The following is a 22,581-nucleotide window of genomic DNA, read 5'->3' as shown; positions in this document are numbered from 1 at the left end:
GTCAGCGATCCCTTTCGCGCCATCGCAGTACGTCCAGCGCAACCGCCACGTTGACGCTGGACTCGGAGAGTGGGCGGGGAAGTAGATCGTCGGCGCGGGCAAGTCTGCGCAGCAAAGTATTTCGGTGGGTGTAGAGCCGAGTCGCAGCTCGGGATGCGTTGCACTGCTCGGCGACGAAAGTCCGAACCGATTCCTGAAGTTCAGGGCTCGCTGACTCGAATTCACCCAGGACGTGCTTGACGAACGCACCGGCACGATCGGCATCCGCGGTAATAAGCGCGACCAGTTCGACGTCGGTGAACTTCGCGATCTGTTGCGGTGAATGTAGACGGGCCATCATCTGTTGAGTGGTGAGGGCATCGAAGTGGCTTCGGCGGAAGCCTGCGATGCCGTCGGCGTTCGGTCCGATCGCAATCCGGACATCGGGCGCAGAGCCGATCGTCCGCAGCAGCGAGTCCGTATCGACGGTTCCGCTGCGCGCCCACACCCACCGGGTTGCCGTGCTGGCCAACACGATCAGTGGGCGCGGCACCTCAGCTGCCTGCCCGAAGGCCTCGGCTGCCCGGTCGAGCCGGGTGAGGTCACCGTCGGGGTTGTCGGTCCAGATGACTGAGGCTGTATGTGGGCCGGTCAAGGCATAGCCGAGCCGGCCTTCGGCCCGTCGACGGGGGATAGGCGCGCCGCCGAGAATCAGGGCGACGGTCTCGCGAAGTTCAGCGTGTGTGCCGCGGGTGAGTTCGTCGCGTTCCAATTCGATTTGAGTTGCGATGCCGGCCAGCGTTTCGTCGACGAATGCGCTGATCGATTGGGAACACACGTCGAGTAATTCGCTCAGCAGCGATGGATCCGAGGTCAACTCGAATGCGATCTGCATCAGCCGCCGCCAGGCCACTCCTTCACCGACCCGGTAAGCATCGAGCGAGTACGCGTCGAGTCCCCGGCGAACCAACTCGCGGGCGACGTTCATCGGTTCGGGTCCGGCATTCGGTGGTACCGGTACCCCCGGGGCTCGTACGTTGGCGGTCCCCCAAAAGTGCATGTTTGCACGGTTGCTGCGACTGACAGCTGCGGCGAGTTCGGGGTCCGCCGCGATTGTCGGGTTGGCCCCGAGCACGGCGTCATCCATTTCGTCGAGCCATGCCGGTCGGGCATTGACCACGACCTGTGCGCATTGCCGGATCAGGTCTTGGACCTGCGCAGAGGGTGGGTTCCAGGACATCCGGTAACCCTACGGTGGTGGTGCAATCTGCACCACCATCTGGGCAAATTGAGATGTTCTGACCTGTTGCCGAGAGTGTTCGCTACGAGACGATTGTCACATCGTTTCAACCCCAACAGGGAGAAGTCACAATCATGACCCACATCGAGAACGTCGAGGTGCTGATCGTCGGCGCCGGTATCTCCGGCATCGGCGCTGCGTACTACCTTCAGCAGGAGCACCCCGGTCGCACCTACGCCATCCTCGAAGCGCGGGGTGCCACCGGCGGTACTTGGGACCTGTTTCGTTATCCCGGGATCCGCTCGGATTCCGATCTTCACACGTTCGGTTACGAGTTCAAGCCGTGGCGCGATGAACACGCCATCGCCAGCGCCGACAAGATCCTTACCTATCTACGTGAGGCCGCCTCGGAGAACGGTATCGACGAGAAGGTCCGGTTCCATCACAAGGTGCTCGGTGCGGCATGGTCGAGCGCCGAGGCACGGTGGGTTGTCGACGTCGAGCGGACGGACACCAGCGAAGTGCTTCAGATCAGTGCCAACTGGATCTTTTGCGCCGGTGGCTACTACCGGTACGACGAGGGCTACACCCCGCATTTCGAGGGTCGTGAACGATTCGCCGGAGAGGTCGTGCATCCCCAGCATTGGCCGGAAGACCTCGACTACAGCGGCAAGAAGGTCGTCGTCATCGGTAGTGGCGCTACTGCCGTGACCCTGATTCCGTCAATGGCCCGCACCGCCGGCCATGTCACGATGCTGCAGCGGTCACCGACGTACATCATGCCGGTGCCGTCGAAGGACGCCTTCGCCAACATTGCCAAGAAGGTACTGGGGGACAAGCGCGGATACGCGTTGACCCGGCGTAAGAACATCGTCAAACAGCGTGTGGTGTACCAGTTCTGCCAGAAGCATCCGGGTGCGGCCCGGAGACTGATCCGGCATCTCAACGCGAGGCAACTTCCCAACGGCTATCCCGTCGACGAGCATTTCAGCCCCAATTACAACCCGTGGGATCAGCGGGTGTGCGCGGTGCCCGACTCGGACCTGTTCGCGGCGATCAGCAATGGCAGTGCTTCTGTGATCACCGATCGCATCGCGACATTCACCGAGCGGGGTATTCGTCTGGAATCGGGCCGTGAACTCGAAGCCGATATCGTCATCACCGCTACCGGGTTGAACATGCAGGCCTTCGGCGGGATGTCGCTGTCCGTCGACGGCAAGCCGGTCAACCTGCCGGATACGGTGGCCTACAAGGGCATGATGATCACCGGCGTGCCGAATTTCGCGTTCGCCATCGGCTACACCAATTCGTCGTGGACGCTGAAAGTTGGTCTTCTCTGCGAGCACTTCTGCCGGTTGTTGGCCCACATGGATGAACACGGCTTCGACACCGCCCGCCCCGAACTGGACAATGCGACTATGGAAACCCGTCCGTTGCTCGACTTTTCGGCGGGATACGTGCAGCGGGCAATGGGTGATCTGCCGCGCCAAGGCACCGGGCGGCCGTGGTTGACCTCGATGAGCTACCACACCGATGTGAAAATGCTCCGCGGAGACACTGTCGTCGACCCCAACCTGAAATTGACGGCCGGCGCTCGGAGTGCCGCTGCATCCAAGGCGAGCAAGGCATGAGCATCACTGATCGCTTCTTCGTGCGCACCGACGGGAACCGCGTGTGCTTTCGAACATCCGGTGATCCGGCCGGGCGACCAATTGTTCTGATTGCCGGGCTGACTCTGGATTTGACCTCGTGGCCGACAGCAATGGTGGACGGTCTGGTCGAGCGTGGGTTCTACGTCATTCAGCCGGACAATCGCGATGTCGGGCGGTCGACCTGGGCAACGACCAAGCCGCCAAGCCTTCTCCGGCGCCTCGCCCGACGGCCCCGCTCCGACGGTTACGACCTGGGGGATATGGCCGAAGATACTGTCGGACTGCTGGATCACCTCGGCATCGCACGCGCGCATCTGGTCGGAATGTCGATGGGCGGGATGATCGCCCAGACCGTCGCTGCCCGGCACCCGGATCGGGCAGCATCGCTGACGTCGATCTTCTCCACGACCGGGAATTCGCGGGTCGGGCAACCCGCAGTGTCGACACTGAGACTGCTAGCCAAACCTGCTGCGCGGAAACGTGATTCGTTCATCCTGCGCCACCTCGAATTGATGCGGCACATCGCCGGTCGTAGATTCCCGTTCGAAGAGGCAGCGGCGGCCGACTACGCCGCCGGTGCATGGGAACGGGGGCCGGGACCGATGGCCGGATCCGGGGTCGCGCGGCAGATCAACGCGATCCTCAAGTCCGGTGATCGCACTGCCGAACTCCGCAACGTCACCGCTCCGACTGTCGTAATCCACGGTGATCGTGACCTGATTGTGGCTCCCAGCGGAGGACGCTCGACCGCGGCGGCGATTCGCGACAGCCACCTTGTCACCGTCGCCGGAATGGGCCATGACCTCGCCCCCGGAGTGATCAACCGGATCCTCGAGCTGATCGCTCAGAACGCCGGAAGGGCAGCTGAACAAGCGGGATCTGGCCTCAACCGATTACCGAAGACAACGGAACTCCGATCATGACGTTCATTTCGCCGCTCGATGCCATGTTCCTGGCGTCGGAAACCCGTGAGCATCCGATGCATGTCGGTGGTCTGCATATTTTCCGGTTGCCGGAAGGTGTCCCCGCCGATTACCTGCAGACGCTCCACCGACAACTGCTCGAGTGCACTGAACTCGCACCGATGTATCGGCGAAAGCCGGCGTGGCCCGGTCCCGTTCTCGGCGCGCTGCGGTGGGCCGACGACGCCGACGTGGACCTCGAATATCACGTTCGGCTCTCGGCGCTACCCGGGCCCGGACGGGTCCGTGAACTGCTTGTCCTGGTCTCTCGATTACATGGCAGCTTGCTCGACCGCCACCGTCCGCTGTGGGAGTTTCATCTGATCGAGGGGCTGGACGACAACCGATTCGCCGTTTACGTCAAGGTCCATCACGCTCTGACCGACGGGGTGAATGCGGTCCGGAATACGATGCGCATGCTGTCTCGGGAGCCGACCGGCGTGTTGCGTGCACTGTGGTCTCCCGGTCCGCGCCGCACCGTACCGTTGGTCGCGCCCGCCGCAGCCTCCATCGCGCCGCTGGCCCGGGCGGGAGTTCTGGCCGGAAACATGGTGGGAGTGTTGCCCACGCTCGCCCGCGCGGCAGTCGTCGGGGTCCGAAATCCTGACGCTGCACTGCCGTTCAGCGCGCCCATGACAGTGCTGAACCGGCCGTTGACGGGCGCCCGCCGGTTCGCGTCGCAGTCCTGGTCGCTCGAGCGGATCACTGTGGTAGCCAAGCGGTACGGCGCCACACTCAACGACGTCGTGTTGGCAATGTGCTCTGGTGCCTTGCGAGAGTACCTACGCGCCGAGGATGAATTGCCGTCGAAATCATTGGTGGCTGCTGTTCCCGTCGCCCTGCGCCGAACGGACGGGGACGGCAATGCCGTAACCATGGTGCTGTGCCGGCTAGCCAGTGATATCAGTGATCCGGCCACGCGACTGAGGAGCATCCAGGCGTCGATGGTCGCGGCCAAGGAAACGATGCGAGGCCGCACTCAGCTCCAATTGTCGACGATCGGCATGTTGACATCGATCGGGCCGAGTGGAATCAATGTGATCCCCGGATTCGCCGCGTCCGTACCGCCGCCGTACAACGTGGTGATTTCGAACGTGCCGGGTCCGCGCGAGCGATTGTTCTGGCATGCCGCCTCGTTGGAGGCGTGGTATCCGGTGTCGATGCCGATCGAAGGACAGTCGCTCAATATCACCGTGCTCAGTTACGGCGGGAACCTGGAGTTCGGGTTGATCGGCTGCCGACGAAACGTCGCGCATCTGCAGAGGTTGCTCGGTCACCTCGAAGACAGCTTGTCTGCGTTGGAAAATCACCCGACAGCGACCACGCCGAAGGCCGCAAGCGGGGTTACTTCTGGCTGACGCTGCGCCAGCAGTAGTCGGCCAGCAGGACACGGGTATCGGGAACAAACAGCCACGACGGATCCTGCAGGTGGGCGTCGAGTTCTTCTGGCGTCCACCACCATCCGTCGGCGATTTCGCTGGGCTGATGGTGGATCGGGCCGTCGTACCTGAGCTCGAAGGCAAACAAATGGCAGCGTAGTGCGCGTCCGTCCCACTGGCCGTCCCAGGTTGTTCGCGCAATTTCCTCGAGTCGCAACGGCGCATCCTTGGTGCCGAAGATCCCGAGTTCTTCGCCCACCTCGCGCACAGCGGTCTCGTACGGAGATTCTCCCGGATCTACGACGCCACCGGCGATGCAGTCGTGATGACCACCGAAGACGGTTTTGCAGGCAGTTCTGCGGTGAACGTACACGTGCTGACCGTCTGTGGAGCGCACCAGAACACCGGCGCTGGCGTGCCACAGACCGTCCCGGTAGACGACTGAGCGGGGCGTCTGGCCGATGGGATTGCCGTCTCGGTCATAGACGGCAACAACCTCGTCCGACGGGTTCGGCTGGGCGGCAGGCGGCTGATCCATTCTTACTACTGTGCCACCACTGCGGGTAATCATGCTCGATCGCATAGTCTCGAAGTTATGCAGCGGATTATCGGTGTCGAGGTCGAGTACGGAATATCTTCACCCAGTGAGCCTTCGGCTAATCCGATACTCACGTCCACCCAGGCGGTGTTGGCGTATGCGGCGGCCGCGGGGGTTCCCCGGGCTCGGCGCACACGCTGGGACTACGAGGTCGAATCGCCGCTCCGTGATGCCCGCGGCTTTGATCTCGGGAGGTTGAGCGGGCCTGCTCCCGTGATCGACGCCGACGAGATCGGTGCGGCAAACATGATTCTGACCAACGGTGCGCGCCTGTACGTCGATCACGCGCACCCGGAGTACTCGGCACCCGAGGTTGCGGATCCGCTCGACGCGGTGATCTGGGACAAGGCCGGGGAACGGGTCATGGAAGCCGCCGCACGGCATGCGTCCAGTGTTCCGGGTGCGCCGCGGTTGCAGTTGTACAAGAACAACGTCGACGGCAAGGGTGCGTCGTACGGAACCCACGAGAACTACTTGTGCTCGCGCGACACCCCGTTCAACGACATCATTGCCGGACTGACGCCGTTTTTCGCCTCACGTCAGGTGATCTGCGGTTCCGGACGCGTCGGGATCGGGCAGTCCGGCGACCAAGCCGGTTTCCAGCTTTCTCAGCGCGCCGATTACATCGAGGTCGAGGTCGGCCTCGAGACGACGCTCAAGCGCGGGATCATCAACACTCGCGACGAACCCCATGCGGACGCCGACAAGTATCGGCGTTTGCACGTCATCATCGGCGATGCAAACCTGGCCGAGATGTCGACGTATCTCAAAGTAGGAACGACGGCTCTGGTACTGGATCTGATCGAAGCGGGAGTCGACCTCACGGATCTGCAATTGGCCCGTCCGGTCACCGCTGTTCATCACATCAGTCACGACCCGACGCTGCGCAAAACTGTCGCCCTCTCTGACGGGCGTGAATTGACAGGTCTTGCACTGCAACGGATTTACCTCGATCGCGTCGCGAAGTTCCTCGACAGTGAGACTGATCGAGACCCGCGGGCGGACGACATCGTCGAAAAGTGGGCGATGGTCCTCGATCTACTCGAGCGGGATCCCATGGAGTGCGCGAACATTCTCGACTGGCCGGCGAAATTGCGTCTGCTCGAAGGCTTCCGCAACCGTGAAGGGTTGGCGTGGTCTGCGCCGCGCTTGCATTTGGTCGATTTGCAGTACTCGGACGTGCGCCTCGACAAGGGGCTGTACAACCGTTTGGTGGCCCGTGGATCGATGGAACGGCTTGTCACGGAACAGCAGATTCTCGACGCAGTGAGCAATCCGCCGACCGATACGCGCGCTTACTTCCGAGGTGAATGCCTGCGCCGATTCGGCGGTGACATTGCTGCGGCAAGCTGGGATTCGGTGATCTTCGATCTCGGCGGTGAGTCGTTGATCCGGATTCCGACCATGGAACCGTTGCGCGGCACCAAAGCCCATGTGGGTGCGTTGCTCGACTCTGTCGACAGCGCAGCGGAGTTGGTGGATCAGCTCACCCACTGATTCCCGTACAGATTCATCGTCGCGTCTCCCGGCACGTGACGGTGCCGCTCGGTAGGGTAAAGGTCCGAGCGGGATCAGTTACCGACTCTGCTGGGCCGAACAGGATGCTCGCGAGAGCTCCCTTCACATAAGGAGGTCGACGGCGATGGCTCAAGAACAGACGCAGCGTGCCGGTGGCGGCGAAGACGACGAAACCACGGGCGGCGACGGTAGTGCCGGCCAGGAGCGTCGTGAGAAGTTAGCTGCTGAAACCGACGACCTACTCGATGAAATCGATGATGTGCTGGAAGAGAACGCCGAGGACTTCGTTCGCGCGTATGTCCAGAAGGGCGGCCAGTGACGGGCGGTCGCGCTCCCCGGTTAGCTGACGGGGACACACGGCTGAGCTTCGGCTCCAATCTGTCGTCGTTCACGGAATATCTTCGAGTGCATGCACCGGAACATCTTCCGCAGAACCGTTTCGCCGACACGGGAGGTGTAGTCATGGGCGGGGGCGATCTCGCTCCGCACGGAACCACCATCGTCGCGATCAGTTATGCCGGTGGTGTGCTTCTGGCCGGAGATCGTCGGGCAACGATGGGCAATCTCATCGCCAGTCGCGATGTACAGAAGGTGTATGTCACCGACGACTACTCGGCCGCCGGTATTGCGGGCACCGCCGGCATCGCCATTGAATTGGTGCGGTTGTTTGCCGTCGAACTCGAGCACTACGAGAAAATCGAAGGCGTGTCGTTGACATTCGACGGCAAGGCAAATCGTTTGTCGTCGATGGTGCGCGGCAATCTCGGTGCAGCAATGCAGGGGCTTGCGGTAGTGCCGCTTCTGGTCGGATACGACCTTGATGCGGCCAACCCGCTCACTGCGGGCCGGATCGTGTCTTACGACGTCGTCGGTGGCCGGTACGAGGAACGCGCCGGCTATCACGCCGTCGGATCGGGTTCACTGTTTGCAAAGTCGTCTCTCAAGAAGCTGTATTCGCCGGGTATCGACGAAGACACTGCGTTGAGATTGGCAGTCGAGGCGCTCTACGACGCGGCTGACGACGACTCGGCAACGGGTGGTCCGGATTTGACGCGCGGTATCTATCCCACGGCGGTCACGATCACTGCGGCCGGGGCGGTAGAACTGTCGACGGCCAAGGCGTCCGAGATCGCGCGAGAGATTGTGGCGACGCGTTCCGCGCTCAATAGTCCGGAAGGGGATTCTGCGTTATGACGATGCCGTACTACGCATCAGCCGAACAGATCATGCGGGATCGTTCGGAGTTGGCGCGCAAGGGAATTGCCCGCGGACGAAGCGTTGTCGTGTTGACGTACCGAGACGGTGTGGTGTTTGTCGCGGAGAACCCGTCGACGGCGTTGCACAAGGTCAGTGAGTTGTACGACCGTCTCGGATTTGCGGCAGTGGGAAAGTACAACGAGTTCGAGAATCTGCGCCGTGCGGGCATCGTGCACGCGGACATGCGGGGCTACTCGTACGACCGCCGTGACGTGACGGGTCGCTCGCTGGCCAATGCGTACGCGCAGACGCTGGGCACCATTTTCACGGAGCAGCCCAAACCGTACGAGGTCGAGATCTGCGTCGCTGAAATCGGCCGTTTCGGCAGTAGTACGCCGGCTCAGCTGTATCGGATCACGTATGACGGTTCGATCGCCGATGAGCAGTCGTTTGTTGTCATGGGCGGCACTACCGAGCCCATCGTGACGGCGATGCGCGAGACGTATCAGCGGGATCTCGATCTTGAATCCGCAGTGCGTATCGCGGTCGGGGCTTTGCAGAAGGGCGGGCCGGCACCAGTCGGAACGGCCGAAGCGGAACCGCGGATACTGACCGTCGAGGCGCTCGAGGTTGCCGTTCTGGACAACAATCGTCCGCGTCGCGCATTCAAACGGATCTCGGGTGAGGCACTGGAAGCGATGCTTCCGGTTGCGGATGTCGAAGACAAAAAGAAGGATGCGCCGCCCGCCGAAGGCGACGCATCCTCCTGAGCTAGTTCTGCTTAATTCTGTAGACGGCCACCGCGCCCGGTTCGGTTTCGAAATCGAACCGGCGCGCGTCTGCCACAACCTCACCGTCGGTGGCAATCGCGACCGGGCTGTCGGCGACATTCACCGACAGTGATGAAACCAGCACGCGAACGTACACCCTTGAACTGCCCAATGTTCCTGTCGCAGCGGCAAACAGCAGTCGAGTGCGGGAGAGTCGCCGGTCGGCGCGCAGGTACCGCACGTCGAGTAGTCCCTGGTTGAGTTCGGGACGTGACATCGGAACCTGATCGCCGGGGGAGTAGCGGCCGTTCCCGACAAAGAGCATCCAGATGCTGGTCTGCGTACCGTCGATGGTGACAGACATCGGTTCCGCGGCTGCGAGTACGCGGATCATCGCTGCTCCCGCGGCCGGCCACTTGCCGAAGCGGGGTTCCCACTTTTCACGCAACCGAACGGCGTCCGGGTACCCACCCAGGCTGGCAGTGTTCAGAAACCGTGCGCTCACCCCGGCATCGGTTGTCACGACGGCGTGGTCCACAAATGCGGCCTGGCCGGTCTCGATGGCTCGAGCGGTGTCGTCGACGTCCACTACTCCTACGTCGCGGGCGAAATGGTTGAGCGTGCCACCCGGGAAAACTGCGAGCGGCATGTCGTGTCGGGTTGCCGCGTCGGCCACCGTGACGACTGTGCCGTCGCCGCCGCAGACTCCGAAGGCACGGGGCTTGAACTCGGCGATCTTCGCCTCGATTTGCTTGTCGAAGTCGATATCCGGATCGAATTCGACGATGACGGCGTCGGGGAGTGATGCGCGAATCGAATCAACGATGCCGTCGTTTTCATCGCCCGACCCCGGGTTGGTGAAGACGACGAGCCCTTCGCCGCCGGGCAGTGCGGGTACGACACATTCGGGACCGAGGTCGGCTGGTTCCTCGTCGCGAACGGCCCACCAGCGGCGTGTTCCTGCAGCTACAGCCCCGCCGACGGCGATTCCGGCGAAGACGTCGGACGGCCAGTGCACTCCGTTGTGCACGCGCGAATAGGCGACGGCAGCAGCCAGCGGCGCGATGACGGCACCGGCTAGGGGAGCCTCCATTGCAACGGCTGTCGTGAATGCGGCTGCCGAGGACGAATGCCCGGACGGAAATGACGAGGAGGTGGGAATTTGGACACCACGCTTCGGATTGAGCCACACCCGGGCCGGGGGCCTGCGCCGGGGGAACAACGGTTTGAGGATTCCGTTGGCCAGTGCACTCGATCCGGCCAACGCGAGCATTCCGCGAGCCGCTGCGCGTCTCGGCCGCCCACCGAGCAATGCGAGTCCTCCGGCGACAAACATCCACAACACCCCGTGATTCGCGGCGCGCGAGAGGAAACGCATGGCCGAATCAAGTCCGGAAGGTTGAAGCGCGCCAGTGCTTTCCATCAGTTTGGCGTCGGTGCGTACAAGTTTTCGACGAATGTTGCTCACCTGGACACCCTATGCCGGTTGTGTCCGTTGTCGACTCGTGATCTGACGGCTCCTCGACTACACGGGTGAAGCGGGCATTCTGGTTGTACTGTCGAAGTGTGCAGAGACGAATCATGGGTATTGAGACGGAATTCGGCGTTACCTGCACCTTTCACGGGCACAGGCGACTGAGCCCCGACGAGGTTGCCCGGTACCTCTTCCGCCGCGTGGTGTCCTGGGGGCGAAGTTCCAACGTCTTTCTTCGCAACGGAGCCCGGCTGTATCTCGATGTGGGTTCACACCCCGAGTACGCGACGGCCGAGTGCGACAGCCTCATCCAGTTGGTCAATCATGACCGCGCGGGTGAGCGTGTGCTCGAAGAATTGCTCATCGACGCGGAAGAGCGACTAGCCGAGGAGGGGATCGGCGGCGATATCTACCTCTTCAAGAACAACACCGACTCTGCGGGGAACTCGTACGGTTGCCACGAGAATTTTCTCGTCGCGAGAGCTGGCGAGTTTTCGCGGATTTCCGATGTCCTTCTGCCGTTCCTCGTGACACGACAACTCATTTGCGGCGCCGGAAAGGTCCTGCAAACACCCAAGGCCGCCACGTTCTGTCTTTCTCAGCGCGCCGAGCACATCTGGGAAGGTGTCTCGTCGGCAACGACGCGTTCACGCCCGATCATCAACACGCGAGACGAACCGCATGCCGACGCCGAGAAATACCGTCGCCTGCACGTCATCGTCGGTGATTCCAACATGGCCGAGACCAGCACGATGCTGAAGGTCGGTTCGGCTGCGCTGGTTCTCGAGATGATCGAGGCCGGAGTCTCGTTCCGGGACTTTGCACTCGACAACCCGATTCGCGCGATCCGCGAGGTCAGCCACGACGTCACCGGCAAACGTCCGGTCCGATTGGCCGGCGGACGCCAGGCGAGTGCTCTTGACATCCAGCGTGAGTACCACTCCAAGGCCGTCGAGCACCTCCAGAATCGTGAACCCGATCCGCAGGTCGAGCAGGTCGTCGATCTGTGGGGCCGGATGCTCGACGCCGTCGAAGCCCAGGATTTTGCCAAGGTTGATACCGAGATCGACTGGGTGATCAAGCGCAAACTGTTCCAGCGCTACCAGGATCGTCACGGATTCGATCTGTCGGATCCGAAGATCGCTCAACTCGATCTGGCCTATCACGACATCAAACGTGGCCGGGGCGTCTTCGACGTTCTGCAGCGCAAGGGTTTGGTCAAGCGGGTCACGGAGGACGAAACCATCGACGAGGCCGTCGACAACCCTCCACAGACGACACGCGCGAAACTTCGCGGCGATTTCATCACCGCAGCGCAGGCTGCCGGGCGAGACTTCACCGTCGACTGGGTGCATCTCAAGCTCAATGATCAAGCTCAGCGGACCGTGCTCTGCAAGGACCCGTTCCGTTCCGTCGACGAGAGAGTGGAGCGGCTCATCGCGTCGATGTAGCGCAGGGGCGTACCCGCTACCGGCGAGCCACTAGGATTTCGGCGTGGCGACATCGAAGATCGAGCGGTTGATGAACCTGGTGATTGCTTTGCTGTCCACCAGGCAGTTCCTCACCGCGGAGAAAATCCGTGACTCGGTGGCGGGTTACAACGATTCCGCCAACTACGAAGCGTTCAGTCGAATGTTCGAACGCGACAAGAATGAGCTTCGTGACCTGGGTGTTCCGTTGGAAACCGGTCCTGCCGGCCGGTTTTCGACGGTTGAGGGCTATCGCATCAACAGGAATGCCTATGAGCTTCCGGATGTAGATCTGACCAGTGAAGAGTCTGCGGCGGTCGCCGTTGCAGTGCAGTTGTGGGAATCTCCGGAGTTGATTGCTGCCGCGCAGAGTGCGCTGCTCAAACTTCGGGCGGCCGGTGTGCAGGTCGACGGCGAGGTTCCCGCCGCCCCGGTCACGGCTATCCCGGCCCGCACCCGAGGTTCCGAACCCGCGCTGGGCAAGCTACTCGCAGCAGTCGATGCCGGGCGCGCAGTTCATTTCCAGCACCGAGGCGCGCTCAATGAACCGTTCACGGAACGCACTGTCGAACCGTGGGGCGTCGTCACCCACAACGGCAAGTGGTACCTGGTCGGACATGACGTCGACCGTGATGCCATTCGAACATTTCGGCTGTCACGCATCGGCGACGACGTTCGTGAATTCGGTCCGGCCGGTGCGGTTCACAAACCTGAGGGACTCGATCTCCGGGAAGTAGTGGACCGAGTGACGGGTTCCGGCGTCGTCACCGGTACCGCAACGGTGTGGGTGGCGGCGAACCGTGCCCACGAATTGCGCAGGCTTGCATCGTCATCGACAGATCGGACGTTGACCGATCGTGAAGGGACCGTTTTGTCGATCCCCGTCCGGTCGTGGGAATGGACGGCCCGGTTGATCGCCGGCCACGGCGTCGACGCACTCGTTCTGGATCCGCCGGATCTGCGCGCCGATGTGATCGCGAAACTTCACGGCGCGGCTTCGCTGTCGGCAAGTATCGACTCGAAGGGAAACAATCGATGAGTAATCGTCTGTCGTCGAGGCTGGCGCGATTGCTGAACCTCGTTCCCTACTTCATCGCGAATCCGGGTATCAGCGCTGCCGAGGCCGCCGAGGAACTCGGTGTCAGTACGACGCAGTTGATGAACGATCTCAATCAACTCTGGGTGTGCGGCCTACCCGGGTACGGGCCCGGCGATCTCATCGACCTGTCGTTCTCCGAGGAAAGTATCGAAGTCACGTTCTCGGCGGGCATCGACCGTCCACTGCGGCTGACGTCGACCGAGGCGACTGCCTTGCTGATCGCCTTGCGATCCTTGGTCGAGATGCCGGGGATGGTGGATCCGTCGGCTGCGCAGCGGGCGATTGCCAAGATCGAGGATGCAGCAGGCTCTGCCGCGGCGCAGGCTACTGGTCGTGGCAGTGAATCCGAACCGGACGTGGACGTCGCCGAGGCACCGGTCACGACAACAGTGCGGGCGGCATTGGCGGATCGACATGCGCTGAAGCTGACGTATTACTCGGCATCGAGGGACGCAGTCTCCGAGCGCGTCGTGGATCCGGTCCGGATCGTGTTGGTCGACAACTTCAGTTATCTGCAAGCGTGGTGCCGGCAGGCCGAGGGGGTTCGGCTGTTTCGATTCGATCGCATCGACGACGCGGTAGAACTCGACGAAGAGTCGAACCCGCCGCCGCATGCGCTGGCGGACGATTCCAGCTTGGAGTTGTTCAGTGGAGACGGTTCGCTACCGGAAGCTCGGTTGTTCGTGGCCCAGAACTGCGTGTGGATGCTCGACTACTACCCGATGGACGTTCAGAAAGTGAACGCCGACGGCAGTGTCGAGGCCGGAATGAGTTTCGGGACACTCGAATGGATGGCACGGTTGGTGCTGGGATTCGGCGAAGGCGTCCGAGTCCTCGGCCCGCCGGAACTAGTCGTGGAGGTCCATAACCGGGCAATCGCGGCGCTCGATGCCTACGACACGATCGGCTCGTAACGCGCCTTCACAGGTGGCGTACAGGAAACAAACAGGTTAAAGGTAGCCGCAGTCGGGCCTTTACGCATCCGGACGCCGGTTGTGTCCGGTAGCATCGAAGAATCTGATCATGGGAGGTCGTTATGGGTGCAATGCAGCCGATGCATTGGCTGATTGTCGCTGTTGTCGTCGTTATTCTGTTCGGGTCGAAGAAACTTCCCGACGCAGCTCGAGGGCTCGGCCGGTCACTACGCATTTTCAAGAGTGAAGTGAAGGAAATGCAGAACGACGACGCAGCGACCACCGCTGCACCCGTCGTCGCTCCGGCTCCGGCTCAGCTTCCGGCGGCAACTGTCGCGACAAACGGTGCAGCTGCACCGATCGCGCAGCCGACCGAAATCAAGTCGCTCTAGTACACGCTGCGTTCTAACCGGGGTGAGAACTTTGTTCACCCCGGTTGTTTGCTGACCAAGACCAGGACGCAAAGAGCAGGATGCACCAGTGCGTATTCCGTTAGACCCGCGTAACCGCCAGCGGAAGGTCAATCCCGACGGCACGATGTCGCTGATCGACCACCTGTATGAGCTGCGGACTCGATTATTGTTCGCATTTCTCGGCGTGATCATCACGACAGCATTCGGATTTTACTGGTACTCGCATACATTGCTCGGGCTCGAAAGCCTGGGCAACTTGCTCACCGGCCCCTACTGTTCGCTTCCGGTCGAGAGTCGCGCCAGCCTCACCTCGGATGACGCTTGCCGCCTACTCGCGACGGGTCCGTTCGAGCAGTTCATGCTGCGGTTCAAGGTGGCACTCACCGCTGGCATCGTTCTGGCCAGCCCCATTTGGCTCTACCAATTGTGGGCGTTCATCACGCCAGGCTTGTATTCGAAGGAACGTCGATACGCAGTAGGGTTCGTCACCGCCGGTGCCGGTCTGTTCATGCTCGGCGCTGTACTCGCATACATGGTGGTTGCGAAAGCTCTGCACTTCCTCCTGACCATCGGTGACAACGTTCAGATCACCGCATTGAGTGGTTCCGAGTACTTCGGGTTCATCATCAACTTGCTGTTGATCTTCGGCGTGAGTTTCGAGATTCCGCTTCTTGTCGTCGTACTGAACTTTGCGGGCATTCTCACCTACGAGCGCTTGAAGGCCTGGCGTCGCGGATTGATCTTCGGTCTGTTCGTGTTTGCCGCCATCGCAACTCCGGGTTCGGACCCGTTCTCGATGATCGCGCTCGCGCTCTCGCTTACCTTGTTGTTCGAGTTCGCAGTTCAGATCGCAAGGATCAACGACCGCCGTAAGGCCAAGAAGGCCGGCGAGGATTGGGGCGCGCTCTCGGACGAGGAAGCGTCGTCCATTTCTGCGCCTTCGGATCTGAACGCGGCATTCGACGAACCGGCAAAGCCGAAAGCTGAATCGAGCGGTCTGTTCGGACGCAAGTCGAAGGCAAAGGCAGCGGCAACCAGCGAGCCCAAGTCCGGCGCGGGAGAGAACACATCCGGACAGGACTTCACCGACACGTTGTGAGCCGTGCGCCCGACGCGTTGTGAGCCCTGTGACGCTGTGAGTTTCGTGTCGCCCACGTGTGAAACGCTGACGGGGTGGTTATGAGCAATAGTGAACAGAGTTCCGATATGGAACTCAGCAAGTTCGTGTCGGGATTGAAGTTCGAACTCGACCCGTTCCAGGTCAAGGCCTGCCGGGCCCTCGAAGACGGTCACGGCGTGCTGGTGTGCGCGCCTACGGGCGCAGGCAAGACGGTGGTCGGTGAGTTTGCCGTCCACTTGGCGCTGGCGGCTGGGCGGAAGTGTTTCTACACCACGCCCATCAAAGCGCTCAGCAATCAGAAGTACGCCGAGCTGGTCGAGCGGTACGGATCCAGCGAAGTCGGATTGTTGACCGGAGACTCCAGCATCAACTCCGACGCTCCCGTCGTGGTCATGACCACCGAAGTGCTCCGCAACATGCTGTATGCCAATTCGGAAGCACTGCGCGGGCTCTCTCACGTCGTCATGGACGAGGTTCACTACCTCGCTGACCGGTTCCGTGGTGCGGTGTGGGAAGAAGTGATCCTGCACCTCTCCGAGGACGTGCGCTTGGTGAGTTTGTCCGCGACGGTCAGCAACGCCGAAGAATTCGGTGGGTGGATGGAAACGGTTCGCGGCGACACCACAGTCGTGGTCGACGAAACGCGCCCGATTCCGCTGTGGCAGCACATCATGGTGGGTCGCCGTATCTTCGATCTCTTCGACAGTCGCAGTCTTCCGTCGGCCGGTCCCAAGACATTTGTCGTCGATCAGGATCTGGTTCGGCACGTCAAGCAACGTCAGGCTCTCGATCGGGTGGAGAGCTGGCAGCCACGCGGTCGCGGTCGCAGTCATTATCAGAGTGCCAGTGATTTCCGTCCGATCCCGCGGCCCGACGTGATCGCGCAACTCGACAAAGACGGATTGCTGCCGGCTATCACCTTCATCTTCTCGCGCGCCGGCTGCGACGCCGCGCTCGCACAATGTGTTCGCTCGCGTCTGGATCTGACCACACCCGAGCAGGTGCGTGAGATCGACGCGATCATCACCAAGCACACCGGCGAACTTCCCAAGGACGACTTGGAAGTGCTCGGCTACTTCGAGTGGCGCAGGGCTCTGCAGCGCGGATTGGCTGCCCACCACGCCGGAATGTTGCCGGCCTTCCGCCAAACCGTCGAGGAACTTTTTGTCAAAGGTCTCGTGCGAGCGGTGTTCGCGACCGAGACGTTGGCGCTCGGCATCAACATGCCGGCCCGCACGGTCGTGCTCGAACGGCTGGTCAAGTACAACGGCGAAACGCATGCCGAACTCACCCCGGGTGAGTACACACAGCTCACCGGCCGAGCGGGCCGCCGAGGTATCGACGTCGAAGGCCACGCGGTTGTTTTGTGGCAGCCCGGCGTTGAGCCACTCGATGTCGCAGGTTTGGCGTCGACACGAACCTTCCCGTTGCGTAGTTCGTTCAAGCCGTCCTACAACATGTCGATCAATCTTGTCGATCGGATGGGGGCCGAGGAATCTCGCACGCTCCTCGAACGATCATTTGCGCAGTTCCAGGCAGACCGCTCGGTGGTCGGTCTGGTTCGAGGTATCGAACGCAACGAAGTAGCGCTGAAAGCGTTGCAGGAGAAGCTGGGCGGAGTGGACGGCGAGTACTACGAGTACGCGTCGCTGCGCGAGCGGCTGAGTGCGCGTGAGCGCAAACTCGAGCGTGAAAGCCGCGAAGACCGTCGGGACAGTGCTGTCGAATCATTGCGCACGCTGCGGCGCGGCAATGTGATCGCGATTCCCATCGGCCGACATTCCGGTACTGCCGTGGTGTTGGTACCCGACAATGATCCCAAGGATCCGCGGCCGCTGGTTCTGACCGAGGATCAGTGGGCCGGCAAGCTGTCTGCGGCAGATTTTCCGGAGGCGGCAGAAGTTATCGGTGAAATGCGATTGCCGAAGTTGGTGGATCACCACACCGCACGTGTTCGGCGTGATCTGGCGTCGTCGCTACGTAGTACCGGAATCACGGCGCCTCGGCGCAAGAAGCGGCACAAAGGCGGCGCGTCCGAGGACGCCGAGGTCGCGTCATTGCGGCGCGCGATTCGTGTACACCCGTGCCACAGTTGGCCGGATCGCGATCACCTCGGGCGAATCGGTGAGAAGTACAACCGGTTGGCACGCGAAACTCAGACGATGCGCGAGAAGGCGAAGGCCACCACCAACTCTCTGGCGCGAACTTTCGACCGCATTGTTTCTCTCCTGAAGGAACGCGGATACATGACCGCGGAATCGGCTCCCGAAGTGACGGAAGCCGGTCGACGTTTGAGCAGAATCTACTGCGAAAGTGACCTCCTGGTGGCCGAGGCATTGCGCACGGGCATCTGGAAGGGGCTGACACCGGCAGAACTCGCCGGAGTGGTGTCCTCGGTCATTTTCGAGTCACGACGCGAGGGCGACACCGCGGATCGGGTACCGAGCCAAGCGATTCGCCTCGCGCTCAACGACACCCAGCGGCTGTGGAGTGAATTGCGCTCCGACGAAATACGTCACAAACTGCCGCCGACGCGAGAGCCCGATCTGGGGTTTGTGACAGCTGTTTACCATTGGGCAAGCGATCACTCACTGGTCGAGGCATTGATCGCGACCGGTATGCAGGGTCGGGCGCTCTCGGCGGGCGATTTTGTACGCTGGTGCCGCCAGGTCATCGATCTACTGGACCAGGTGCGCCTGACATCGACGGATCCCGATGTCGCGAAGACTGCAGCCAAAGCGGTGGGAGCGATTCGCCGCGGGGTAGTTGCCGTCGACGCAGCTTGATCGCAGACTGTGTGGTTGGATTCGCAGGAGTGGCGTGTGCGTGGTAATTGAAGGCAGAAGCTTTCGAGCGTGACTGACAGATTTCGAGTGGAGGCGAAGATGAGCGGGCCTTACGGACCGAACGATCCGAATCGGCAGTGGGGTCCCGGTGAGCAGCCACCTCAGCAGCAGTGGGGACAACCTCAAGGGGGACAGCCGATGCCGCAGCAGGGGCAGCCCGCGTGGGGTCAGCCCGGATACGGACAGCCCGGCCAGCCGCAGGGGCAGCCACAAGGCCAGCCTTATGGTCAGCCGCAGCCGTGGGGTCAGCCCCAGCAGCCGGGACAGCCAGGCCAGGCGCAGCCCGGCCAGTGGGGTCAGCCGCCAGCAGGGGACCAGACTCAGGCCTGGGGTCAGCAGCCTGCCCCGCAGCAGCAACAGGCGTGGGGCGCCCAACCCGGCGGACCCGTGCCCGGCGCGCCGGTGCAGTGGAACCAAGGACCGCCGCCTCAGGGCGCAAAGTCGAAGAAGCCGCTGATCTTTGCCGCGATCGGTGTACTTGTCGTCCTGGCTGGTGTTGTGATCGGTCTGTTCGTGATGATGGGCAAGAACACGCTGGACCAGAACGCTGCCGCCAAGGGTGTCGAGCAAATCGTCACCGAGTCGTACGGGGCCAAGGGCGTCAGCAACGTTTCATGCCCGTCCGGTCAGGAAATCAAGACCGGTGGAAAGTTCACCTGCACGCTCTCGATCTCGGGAGAGAAGAAGTCCGTGACGGTGACGTTTGTCGACGACACCGGCACGTACGAAGTTTCTCGCCCCAACTGATCAGTTGGATCGGCTTGCCGCTGCAGACTCGAGCGCAGCGGCAAGCCGGCCTGCCGAACGTTCGATTCCGAGTGCAGCGGCCACAGTCTCGAAGCGTGCCGGGTCAACCGGCGCTGCGGGGAGTGCGTCTGATTTCGAGAACTGCACGTCCGCATCCCGGACCACGCGCACTACCGGCAATGCGGCGTCAAGGTACGCCTTCGCTTCCGGTGACGTAAGTTTTGCGCGAATGCCTTTTGCCATATCCGACGTGGGATCATCTGCGGCCGTACGAATTTCGGCGAGCGAACCGTATCGGAGCATGAGCGTCGACGCTGTTTTCTCGCCGACACCTTTGATTCCGGGCAGGCCGTCGGACGAATCTCCGCGCAGCACAGCAAGTTCCGCATAGGCCACACCGGCACGGTCGCCGGGCACACCGTATTTTTCGGCTACCTCGGCAGGTCCGAAGAGCTCGGCCTTGGACAATCCGCGGCCCACGTACAGGACCCGGACGGGTACGAAGTCGTCGGTGACAACTTGAAGTAGATCGCGGTCACCGCTCACGACGATGGTGAGATCGTCGCGTTCGGTGGCGGCAAGAGTGCCCAGGACGTCGTCGGCTTCGAGGCCTACCGCACCGGCGGTTGCGATACCGGCAGCTGCGAGAACATCCTTGATCATGTCGACCTGGGGCGTCAGGGTGTCGGGGACTTCCTCGGACGAGCCGTCGGAGCCCTCTGCCACCCGGTGCGCCTTGTACGTGGGTACGGCGTCGACGCGAAACTGTGGACGCCAGTCGAGATCGAGACACACCGCGAGGCGGCTCGGTTGGTGCTTGGTGATCAGTGACGCGACCATGTCGGTGAATCCGCGTACCGCGTTGACCGGCCTGCCTTCGGAATCGACAAACGACTCGGGCAGTGCGTAGAACGCACGAAACCACAGGCTGGCACCGTCAAGGAGAAGCAAAGGCCCACTCATGTTCAGTATCTTGCCAGTCGGCACTACTCACCGTGCCTGTCGGCACTAATCTGGACACCATGAACTCTCCCGCTGACCATGGTTCACGTTTCGCTTCTGCCGTCTACAGCTCTCGGATCGCCCGCGCTGCGGAGTTGGCGAGGGGAGCTGGTTTGGATGGTCTGGTGGTGACACCGGGGCCGGACCTGCGTTACCTGACGGGTTCGCGGGCCGATTCCTTCGAGCGACTGACGGCCCTGGTCATTGCAGCGGACGGCGCGCAGGCGTCGGTCGTGCTGCCGCGGCTGGAATTGGCGTCGTTGAAGGAATCTGCGGTGGGAGACCTCGGCTTGGATGTCCTGGACTGGGTGGACGGCGTTGATCCGTACGCCATCGTGGCTGGGCTACTGCCGGCCGGCGCGAAGTTGGCCGTCACCGACGCGATGCCCGCGCTTCACCTCATTCCCTTGGCGGACGCAGTGGGTACGCTGCCGATCCTGGCGACCGCGGTACTGCGGGAGCTGCGCATGGTCAAAGACGCTGCCGAGATCGATGCATTGCGTCGGGCGGGGCAGGCAATCGATCGCGTGCACGCACGGATGGCGGAGTTCCTGATCGCCGGACGGACGGAAGCTCAAGTGGCTGCAGCGATTTCAGCGGCAATTCTCGAAGAAGGTCATACGGCGGCTGCGTTTGTCATCGTAGGTTCGGGCCCCCACGGCGCCGATCCCCACCATGAGGTGTCAGACCGGGTGATCGAAAACGGCGACGTCGTGGTGATCGACATCGGCGGACCGGTGGAGCCGGGCTACAACTCCGACTCCACCCGCACCTACAGCATGGGGGAGCCGTCAGCGGAGGTCGCAGCGCAGTTCGCGGTTCTCGAAGCCGCGCAGCAGGCGGCGGTGGACGCTGTCCGCCCCGGCGTATCCGCTGAGTCAGTGGATATTGCGGCCCGCGAAGTGCTTGCAGCGCAAGGACTCGCTGAAGTGTTCGTTCACCGCACGGGCCACGGTATCGGCTTGTCGGTCCACGAGGAGCCCTACATCGTCGAGGGCAACACCATCGAGCTGACCGAGGGCATGGCCTTCAGCATCGAACCGGGAATCTACTTCAGCGGCAACTGGGGTGCCCGCATCGAGGACATCGTGGTTGTCACCGCCGACGGTTGTGAATCGTTCAACAACAGGCCGCACGGGTTGACGGTTCTTTAGACGATCCTTGAGGGACCGAAGACATCCTGTCCCGCGAATGAAACTCGGTCTCCGAAAACGTGTGTTGAGCTGCGTTTATAGGGAATTTCCAGTACGATAATGAATGCGATCGAATGTATCGCAGGGGAGGGCTTCATGACCAAAGCGCACAAGGTCACCACACGTACCGCATCACGTGGTGTCGAAGAGTCGGTTCAGTTCGCGACCGCAGGTGTTCGCCTCGCCGGCGGCACGGTTACCGAAGCCGACAAAGCTGCGACCCGGCGAGTGCTTACCGGAGTGAGCACGGCGGAACAAGAGTTGGCGGCGTTCCGCCAGGAACTCGGGCTCTAACGTCCATTGCCTGCGAAAACTTTACAGTTTCGTTCCTGGGATGACTACTTCATCCCAGGAACAACTGTTTTACGGAACAAACTGGTCAGCGCGGCCGAGCCGTACGGGACCACAGACGCGGAGAAGTTGCGGCGATTCGAGGAACGCGCGGCACATATCCGGATGGGTGAACTCCACCAGCGGCCTATTCCTGGCAAGTTCAACTACGACCACCTCAAAGCCACCCATAAGGCTTTGTTTGCCGATGTGTACGAGTGGGCCGGCCAGGAACGCACCGGACCGTTGAGTCAGATGAGCAAAAGCGGTCCTGACGTGGTGAACTTCGCGCCGGGTGACCCGAATGCTCCGATGGTCAACTACGGCTACTACCCCGCGCCGGCGATCGTTGATGCCTCGAACCTGCAGTTTCGGCGGCTCACCAATCAGGATTTACTGCGAGGCCGCGAACGCGGGGAGTTCGTTGCCGGCCTTGCCGAGCACTGGGGTGAGATCAACACGATTCACAGTTTTCGGGAAGGGAATACGCGGACGCAGTTCGTGTTCTTCTCTGAACTGTCCCGTCAGGCCGGATACGGGCTCGACTTCACACAGTTCTCCGAGAACGCACCGTTGCGGACCGAATTTGTCCAGGCCAGGTTCTACAACCAGTCGACTACAAGGACAGATCGATTGGAAGCCGTGCTGGACAGAACACTCACCGAAATCGAGTAGCCGG

21 protein-coding genes are annotated in these 22,581 nt (G+C 61.9%); 17 read left to right on the top strand and 4 right to left on the bottom strand.

Annotated features, from left to right (window positions below; translation table 11 throughout):
* Window position 1 precedes the first annotated feature (1 nt).
* Window positions 2–1,219, bottom strand: a complete 1,218-nt coding sequence (locus tag BDB13_RS19300; RefSeq protein WP_094273097.1) for an Rv1453 family transcriptional regulator — start codon at window positions 1,217–1,219, stop codon at window positions 2–4.
* A gap of 134 nt (window positions 1,220–1,353) precedes the next feature.
* Between BDB13_RS19300 and BDB13_RS19295 the strand changes: the two genes are divergently transcribed.
* The 3 genes from BDB13_RS19295 to BDB13_RS19285 are packed head-to-tail and all read left to right on the top strand — an operon-like array spanning window position 1,354 to window position 5,191.
* A complete protein-coding gene (locus BDB13_RS19295; RefSeq protein ID WP_094273095.1) occupies window positions 1,354–2,850 on the top strand; it encodes a flavin-containing monooxygenase in 1,497 nt (498 codons plus the stop codon).
* Window positions 2,847–3,794 (top strand): alpha/beta fold hydrolase, encoded by a 948-nt coding sequence (locus tag BDB13_RS19290; RefSeq protein WP_094273093.1) that lies wholly within the window; start codon window positions 2,847–2,849, stop codon window positions 3,792–3,794. The genes BDB13_RS19295 and BDB13_RS19290 overlap by 4 nt, the downstream gene beginning before the upstream one ends.
* Window positions 3,791–5,191: a WS/DGAT/MGAT family O-acyltransferase gene (locus BDB13_RS19285; RefSeq protein ID WP_094273091.1), complete on the top strand. Its 1,401-nt coding sequence runs from the start codon at window positions 3,791–3,793 to the stop codon at window positions 5,189–5,191. The genes BDB13_RS19290 and BDB13_RS19285 overlap by 4 nt, the downstream gene beginning before the upstream one ends.
* On the opposite strand, the gene BDB13_RS19280 is transcribed toward BDB13_RS19285, so the two are convergent.
* Window positions 5,178–5,750 (bottom strand): NUDIX hydrolase, encoded by a 573-nt coding sequence (locus tag BDB13_RS19280; RefSeq protein WP_094273089.1) that lies wholly within the window; start codon window positions 5,748–5,750, stop codon window positions 5,178–5,180. The genes BDB13_RS19285 and BDB13_RS19280 overlap by 14 nt on opposite strands.
* 57 nt (window positions 5,751–5,807) lie before the next feature.
* Here BDB13_RS19280 and dop point away from each other — a divergent pair, with 57 nt between their 5' ends.
* From dop to prcA, 4 genes are all read left to right on the top strand, one after another.
* On the top strand, window positions 5,808–7,307 hold the full coding sequence (dop, locus tag BDB13_RS19275) for a depupylase/deamidase Dop (protein ID WP_094273087.1): 1,500 nt from the start codon (window positions 5,808–5,810) through the stop codon (window positions 7,305–7,307).
* Between the two features lie 145 nt (window positions 7,308–7,452).
* Window positions 7,453–7,647, top strand: coding sequence for a ubiquitin-like protein Pup (locus tag BDB13_RS19270; protein ID WP_003944925.1), 195 nt, complete (start codon window positions 7,453–7,455; stop codon window positions 7,645–7,647).
* Window positions 7,644–8,522, top strand: a complete 879-nt coding sequence (prcB, locus tag BDB13_RS19265; protein ID WP_094273084.1) for a proteasome subunit beta — start codon at window positions 7,644–7,646, stop codon at window positions 8,520–8,522. The genes BDB13_RS19270 and prcB overlap by 4 nt, the downstream gene beginning before the upstream one ends.
* Complete coding sequence (prcA, locus tag BDB13_RS19260; protein ID WP_094273082.1) at window positions 8,519–9,295, top strand: proteasome subunit alpha; 777 nt, start codon at window positions 8,519–8,521, stop codon at window positions 9,293–9,295. The genes prcB and prcA overlap by 4 nt, the downstream gene beginning before the upstream one ends.
* 1 nt (window position 9,296) lies before the next feature.
* Here prcA and BDB13_RS19255 read toward each other — a convergent pair whose 3' ends face one another.
* Window positions 9,297–10,718 (bottom strand): bifunctional phosphatase PAP2/diacylglycerol kinase family protein, encoded by a 1,422-nt coding sequence (locus BDB13_RS19255; protein WP_176459734.1) that lies wholly within the window; start codon window positions 10,716–10,718, stop codon window positions 9,297–9,299.
* Window positions 10,719–10,861: 143 nt separating this feature from the next.
* Between BDB13_RS19255 and pafA the strand changes: the two genes are divergently transcribed.
* From pafA to BDB13_RS19220, 7 genes are all read left to right on the top strand, one after another.
* Window positions 10,862–12,220, top strand: coding sequence for a Pup--protein ligase (gene pafA, locus BDB13_RS19250; RefSeq protein WP_217902135.1), 1,359 nt, complete (start codon window positions 10,862–10,864; stop codon window positions 12,218–12,220).
* Window positions 12,221–12,263: 43 nt separating this feature from the next.
* Entirely contained in the window at window positions 12,264–13,277 is a 1,014-nt protein-coding gene (locus BDB13_RS19245) for a helix-turn-helix transcriptional regulator (RefSeq protein ID WP_094273076.1), read from the top strand.
* The gene (locus BDB13_RS19240) at window positions 13,274–14,251 is read left to right on the top strand and encodes a helix-turn-helix transcriptional regulator (RefSeq protein WP_094273074.1); all 978 of its coding nucleotides are present in this window, start codon (window positions 13,274–13,276) and stop codon (window positions 14,249–14,251) included. Before BDB13_RS19245 ends, BDB13_RS19240 begins: the two co-directional genes overlap by 4 nt.
* Before the next feature lie 122 nt (window positions 14,252–14,373).
* On the top strand, window positions 14,374–14,643 hold the full coding sequence (tatA, locus tag BDB13_RS19235) for a Sec-independent protein translocase subunit TatA (protein WP_094273072.1): 270 nt from the start codon (window positions 14,374–14,376) through the stop codon (window positions 14,641–14,643).
* 88 nt (window positions 14,644–14,731) lie between these two features.
* Entirely contained in the window at window positions 14,732–15,763 is a 1,032-nt protein-coding gene (tatC, locus tag BDB13_RS19230; protein WP_094273070.1) for a twin-arginine translocase subunit TatC, read from the top strand.
* 80 nt (window positions 15,764–15,843) lie between these two features.
* Window positions 15,844–18,570 (top strand): DEAD/DEAH box helicase, encoded by a 2,727-nt coding sequence (locus BDB13_RS19225; RefSeq protein WP_441347202.1) that lies wholly within the window; start codon window positions 15,844–15,846, stop codon window positions 18,568–18,570.
* A 99-nt stretch (window positions 18,571–18,669) separates the two neighbouring features.
* Window positions 18,670–19,377, top strand: coding sequence for a DUF4333 domain-containing protein (locus tag BDB13_RS19220; protein ID WP_094275037.1), 708 nt, complete (start codon window positions 18,670–18,672; stop codon window positions 19,375–19,377).
* On the opposite strand, the gene BDB13_RS19215 is transcribed toward BDB13_RS19220, so the two are convergent.
* Complete coding sequence (locus BDB13_RS19215; protein ID WP_094275036.1) at window positions 19,378–20,340, bottom strand: 5'-3' exonuclease; 963 nt, start codon at window positions 20,338–20,340, stop codon at window positions 19,378–19,380.
* 59 nt (window positions 20,341–20,399) lie between these two features.
* On the opposite strand from BDB13_RS19215, the gene BDB13_RS19210 reads away from it, so the two are divergent.
* The 3 genes from BDB13_RS19210 to BDB13_RS19200 all read left to right on the top strand — a co-directional run bounded on the left by BDB13_RS19210 (window position 20,400) and on the right by BDB13_RS19200 (window position 22,577).
* Entirely contained in the window at window positions 20,400–21,533 is a 1,134-nt protein-coding gene (locus BDB13_RS19210) for a M24 family metallopeptidase (protein WP_094273066.1), read from the top strand.
* A 135-nt stretch (window positions 21,534–21,668) separates the two neighbouring features.
* Window positions 21,669–21,866 (top strand): hypothetical protein, encoded by a 198-nt coding sequence (locus tag BDB13_RS19205; RefSeq protein WP_094273064.1) that lies wholly within the window; start codon window positions 21,669–21,671, stop codon window positions 21,864–21,866.
* Between the two features lie 162 nt (window positions 21,867–22,028).
* The gene (locus BDB13_RS19200) at window positions 22,029–22,577 is read left to right on the top strand and encodes a Fic/DOC family protein (RefSeq protein WP_254922879.1); all 549 of its coding nucleotides are present in this window, start codon (window positions 22,029–22,031) and stop codon (window positions 22,575–22,577) included.
* The last annotated feature ends 4 nt before the right edge of the window (window positions 22,578–22,581 follow it).

The organism is Rhodococcus sp. OK302 (genome assembly GCF_002245895.1).
In the GTDB taxonomy this organism is placed as follows: Bacteria; Actinomycetota; Actinomycetes; order Mycobacteriales; family Mycobacteriaceae; genus Rhodococcus_F.
Note: the sequence above shows the minus strand (reverse complement) of the source record. Positions and strands in the feature narration are given on the sequence as shown.

Excerpts from the sequence above, each read along its gene's own strand:
- BDB13_RS19255 (WP_176459734.1), bottom strand. The coding sequence starts at position 10,718 with ATGGAAAGCACTGGCGCGCTTCAACCTTCCGGACTTGATTCGGCCATG.
- dop (WP_094273087.1), top strand. The coding sequence starts at position 5,808 with ATGCAGCGGATTATCGGTGTCGAGGTCGAGTACGGAATATCTTCACCC.
- BDB13_RS19270 (WP_003944925.1), top strand. The coding sequence starts at position 7,453 with ATGGCTCAAGAACAGACGCAGCGTGCCGGTGGCGGCGAAGACGACGAA.
- prcA (WP_094273082.1), top strand. The coding sequence starts at position 8,519 with ATGACGATGCCGTACTACGCATCAGCCGAACAGATCATGCGGGATCGT.
- BDB13_RS19290 (WP_094273093.1), top strand. The coding sequence starts at position 2,847 with ATGAGCATCACTGATCGCTTCTTCGTGCGCACCGACGGGAACCGCGTG.
- tatA (WP_094273072.1), top strand. The coding sequence starts at position 14,374 with ATGGGTGCAATGCAGCCGATGCATTGGCTGATTGTCGCTGTTGTCGTC.
- BDB13_RS19225 (WP_441347202.1), top strand. The coding sequence starts at position 15,844 with ATGAGCAATAGTGAACAGAGTTCCGATATGGAACTCAGCAAGTTCGTG.
- BDB13_RS19240 (WP_094273074.1), top strand. The coding sequence starts at position 13,274 with ATGAGTAATCGTCTGTCGTCGAGGCTGGCGCGATTGCTGAACCTCGTT.
- BDB13_RS19210 (WP_094273066.1), top strand. The coding sequence starts at position 20,400 with ATGAACTCTCCCGCTGACCATGGTTCACGTTTCGCTTCTGCCGTCTAC.
- BDB13_RS19215 (WP_094275036.1), bottom strand. The coding sequence starts at position 20,340 with ATGAGTGGGCCTTTGCTTCTCCTTGACGGTGCCAGCCTGTGGTTTCGT.
- BDB13_RS19220 (WP_094275037.1), top strand. The coding sequence starts at position 18,670 with ATGAGCGGGCCTTACGGACCGAACGATCCGAATCGGCAGTGGGGTCCC.
- BDB13_RS19200 (WP_254922879.1), top strand. The coding sequence starts at position 22,029 with ATGGGTGAACTCCACCAGCGGCCTATTCCTGGCAAGTTCAACTACGAC.
- BDB13_RS19205 (WP_094273064.1), top strand. The coding sequence starts at position 21,669 with ATGACCAAAGCGCACAAGGTCACCACACGTACCGCATCACGTGGTGTC.
- BDB13_RS19285 (WP_094273091.1), top strand. The coding sequence starts at position 3,791 with ATGACGTTCATTTCGCCGCTCGATGCCATGTTCCTGGCGTCGGAAACC.
- BDB13_RS19295 (WP_094273095.1), top strand. The coding sequence starts at position 1,354 with ATGACCCACATCGAGAACGTCGAGGTGCTGATCGTCGGCGCCGGTATC.
- BDB13_RS19300 (WP_094273097.1), bottom strand. The coding sequence starts at position 1,219 with ATGTCCTGGAACCCACCCTCTGCGCAGGTCCAAGACCTGATCCGGCAA.
- BDB13_RS19280 (WP_094273089.1), bottom strand. The coding sequence starts at position 5,750 with ATGGATCAGCCGCCTGCCGCCCAGCCGAACCCGTCGGACGAGGTTGTT.